The organism is Mycoplasmopsis opalescens ATCC 27921 (genome assembly GCF_000712185.1).
Lineage (GTDB): Bacteria > Bacillota_I > Bacilli_A > Mycoplasmatales > Metamycoplasmataceae > Mycoplasmopsis > Mycoplasmopsis opalescens.
On sequence record NZ_JOOB01000003.1, the window covers coordinates 1 to 1641 of the forward strand.

1 protein-coding gene is annotated in these 1641 nt (G+C 27.9%); it reads right to left on the reverse strand.

What is annotated here, in order from left to right; translation table 4 throughout:
* Positions 1 to 559: 559 nt before the first annotated feature.
* Positions 560 to 1641, reverse strand: a 1082-nt coding sequence (locus T385_RS0100045) for an InlB B-repeat-containing protein (RefSeq protein WP_220094701.1), incomplete at its 5' end; no start/stop codon positions are given.

Sequence of the window (1641 nt, forward strand, 5' to 3'; positions counted from 1 at the left end):
ATCGTTTTTTGTTGCATATCTCTGATTTTCCATACCAAAATTGTATTCCTTAGTTGAATTCTAACTAAGAGGTTCATTTTGTTTGGTATTTGAAACTTTTCCATTTTATAACACTATTTATTTTTGAAATGTTTAGTATTTTATATAATTATTAAACATAGAATAAGAGGTATATTTATGACTGCATTATATGTTATCATTGGAATTGTAGTTCTTTTTATGATTGGTTCTTTTATAATGAAAGTTATCAGAGTAGGATTAGCCTTAATAGGACTTTTACTTATACTAGCAATTATTTCTGGGGTATTACAATTCCTGCGTATCCCGCTTTAAGAATAAAATAGAGCCCTCTGTGGCTCTATATTTTTTATTTAAATACTTAATTGTGATATAAATAATATTCTAAACTTCCAGTAAAAAAATATACTATCACCAATTGTCATTATTTTTTAATCTTAAATTTAGTAAATTTACATAGTGCAAATTTCTATTAAATGTCTTAAATAATATGATCGCACTATAATTAATGCTAAAGTAAAGAAAAAAAGCCTGTTGGCTTTTAGTTAGAATTTTGTTGAGCAATTTCAGGTAATTTGATTTCTGAATCAGGGGTTGTAAATGTTAATTTGTATGAGAGTTTAGGGTGAACGGCAGGTAAATTAGAAGCCTTTAACTCTGTTTCTACTATATATGTATATGATTTAACTTGTTTTGTTTTACTATCAATAGTTAGAGAAATTTGAGAACTTGTTATTTTTAAGTCTTGTAAGCCTTTTAGATATTTTTCTAATTTAGCAAATTTACTACTTTCTAAAAATTCTTTTATCTTATCAGATACAGATTTTTGAAGTTTTATAGTAAACTTATCATTATCTCTTGAAACCTGTGCAATATTTTCTTCTTTTCCAGCAAATAATATTTTTGCAAATATTGAACTTTCATATGGTTTGCTGAATGCTTTTTCTTCATGTTCAGGATTCTTGTCGTTTTTACCAGCAGAAATTTTATGTAGCTTTCCATCTTTAATTCAATGAACATTATGTCCATCTTTAATCAAAAGACCTGTAGTTTTTTCATCTTTTAAGAACGGGGTAGATGAACTACTGTTGTAAGAAACCGTGCCATCATATTGAGCTTTAAGTTTTAGCGCTTCAAACTTAAGTTCATAATTATATTTAAACTTATCACCAACAGTATTTTTGATTGCTAATTTTACATAATCAACTAATGTTATGTATTTTGCATAAATAGTTGTATCGGCAGTGATTGTTATTTTTGAACCTGGTTTAGCTTCATTTTTGAATTCTTTATCCAAGAAAAAACCACTAAAAATATGACCAGATTTTTCTTGTCCTGTTTCAGGAATAGTAAACTCTTTATTCTCTTTTATCTCTTTTTTGCTTAATTCATTAGTTCCATCAAGGATTGTAACATTAAATTTGTTCACTGGTGCGGGCGCAGGTGAAGGAGTAGGAGTTGGAGTTGGTGTGGTTTCGTCACTTTTTTTACCTTCTCCGCCACATGCAGCAGCAACAAATGGTAATGAAGCAACCATAGGCATGAGTAATGATGTTAGTTTTTTTAATTTCATGATTACCTTTCATATTGTTTTGTTTAATCTATGATAAAAAAAAAAAAAAA